The organism is Methanosphaera sp. A6 (genome assembly GCF_001729395.1).
Classification (GTDB): Archaea; Methanobacteriota; Methanobacteria; order Methanobacteriales; family Methanobacteriaceae; genus Methanosphaera; species Methanosphaera stadtmanae.
In genome coordinates this window covers 1-2,424 of the sequence record NZ_MAIF01000073.1, presented here as the reverse complement: position 1 = coordinate 2,424, position 2,424 = coordinate 1, and the positions used below count along the sequence as shown (strand labels likewise).

Sequence of the window (2,424 nt, the reverse complement as noted above, 5' to 3'; positions counted from 1 at the left end):
ATTAAAGTATTTATACTATGAAAATTATAGGTTATAACCGTTCATTAAGAAAAAATTATATTTAAATTGAAAATTTTCAAATTAACAACTTAAAATAATTCATTAATGTAAATCATGGGAGGAACAATTTTGAATAATAAAAGATTATCATTATTGCTGTTTCTCATAATAGTCTTTGTTTCAATAATGTCTGTAAGTGCAGCAGATGCTGGAAATTCTTCCAATAGTAATTTCCATAAGATCCAAATCGATTCAAATACTCAAAACACTATTGATAACAATACAAATTATTATAAAAGCAACGATAATCTTAATAAAAATGATAATAATAATTTAAAAAATCAATATACAAAACAGGAAAAAAATGAAAATAACACATATACTAAAAATAATAATTTAGAAGATAAAGATGTTTATAACACATTGAATAATGTGGAAAATTATGATATAAATAGTAACTTAAATAACTCTGAGACAATAACCAACATGGTTTCAAATTCTTCTAATAAAGATAATATCTCAATAGATCTTCCTAATTATTCTGCATATGCTGGTAAAGTTATAATTATTAATGCAACAATAAAAACTAAAAATGGTACTCCACTTAACTTAGCTAAAGCTGCTTTCAAAGTCAATGGAAATACAAAAGCACATTTAAATGTAACTAATGGTAAATTAATCTATGCTTTTAAAATACCACAATGGAGTGCAAAAAAATATAATCTAACATTAGTAGTTGGTGAAACAAAAACTACCAATTCTTTAAGTAAAAATAGTACCTTAACATTATATAAGTTAAATACAACAATAAATACTCCTTACTTAACTTTTTCACAAAAAGATAAAGTAAGTTATGTTAATGCAACTATAAAAGATCAATTGAATAGAACTGTTTACACAGGTAATACATCTATTAAAATTAATGGAATAACTATAGGTCATTATAATACAAGTAATGGAATAATTAACTTTAATTTTACACAGACAAACAAATTAGGAACTCAAAATCTAACTATAATCTATGGAGAAAATACATTTTTCAATTCTGCAATATCACAAACGAAAATTCGTATTATAAATACAACAATACACACATATACATATAGTCAAATATTAGAAGCAGCAAATAGAGTTAAAAATTTTAAAGATAAAAATAAACGATTACCAACATGGGTTGTAATAAATAACAATGATGTGACAATGGTTGATTTTCTATATTTAATGTGCCAATCCTTACATTCCAATGATTCATTATCAGAAGGAAACTTTGGAAGACCTTCTGTAGTTAAAGAAAATATAATCACTGGAAATATATATAAAGATGAATATTTAAATTTATCTAAAGAAATATCACAATATATATCAAATTATGGAGTAGCACAAGGCTATATAAAAACATCCCTTGGAACATTAATGCTAAATTCGACAATTGATGGATTCTCAAGAGCATTAGCTTATACATATAATCATAATGGTGTACTACCAAATTATATATCTTATAATCAAAGTACATATCCTATAACTACTAACACAACAGGTAACACAACAACCAATACAACAGATCCATATCTCTTACCAACATATAATTGTCAATCAAATGATGCTGTAATAATTAGTTTATCTAAAAATTTAACTAAAGGTTGCACATCAGTACTTTCAAAAGCAACAAATATTTTCAATTATGTTAGAGATTATATTAAGTATGATCAATATGAGAATACAAGATATGGTGCTGTAAAAACATTAAGTCGTAAATTAGGAAATTGTTGTGATCAAGCACATTTATTAGTAGCACTCTTAAGAGCAGCAAATATTAGAGCAGGTTATGCTCATGCAGAATGTCAATTTAACTCAGGAATCAAAGGTCATGTATGGGCTAAAATATATTTAAACAATGAATGGGTTGATGCTGATCCAACAAGTCGTTATAATTCTATAGGTAATACAAAAAGTAATACTATTATATCTTGGAGAATAAAATTAACTTCTGAAATTTTATTCTAAAAAAAGTAATGAAAAAATAGGTGATGAAAATGATAAAAAAAATAATACCTCTTGTACTTATATTATTTATTATTGGAATTTTTTCAGCAGCTTATATAACTAATGGTACAAATTCTAATTCAAGTAATAATAATGTTATGGGAAGTATTGATGATAATTTACTTAATACTGCAGTATCTGATGGATCAGATAACTTTTATGATAAAATTATAGAAAAAGAAAACTTAAATTTAAAAAACAACTTTATAACAAACACTCTATCTAAAAAAACATCAAACTCAATAGTTTATGCTAAAGACACAAATAAACCATTATCTCATAATATGTATTCTAATAATATCACATTATTAAATGGAACATCAAAAATTTCAACATGTATTACACCAAACCAAGCTATACAAATAGCTAACACACAATACC

2 protein-coding genes are annotated in these 2,424 nt (G+C 24.6%); both read left to right on the top strand.

Going from position 1 to position 2,424, the window contains the following annotated elements; genetic code table 11:
• The first annotated feature begins 129 nt into the window (after positions 1–129).
• Positions 130–2,004 (top strand): transglutaminase domain-containing protein, encoded by a 1,875-nt coding sequence (locus A9758_RS02495; RefSeq protein ID WP_052273664.1) that lies wholly within the window; start codon positions 130–132, stop codon positions 2,002–2,004.
• 29 nt (positions 2,005–2,033) lie between these two features.
• Positions 2,034–2,424: hypothetical protein (locus A9758_RS02490; protein WP_143740858.1), on the top strand; the 391-nt coding region annotated here is incomplete at its 3' end.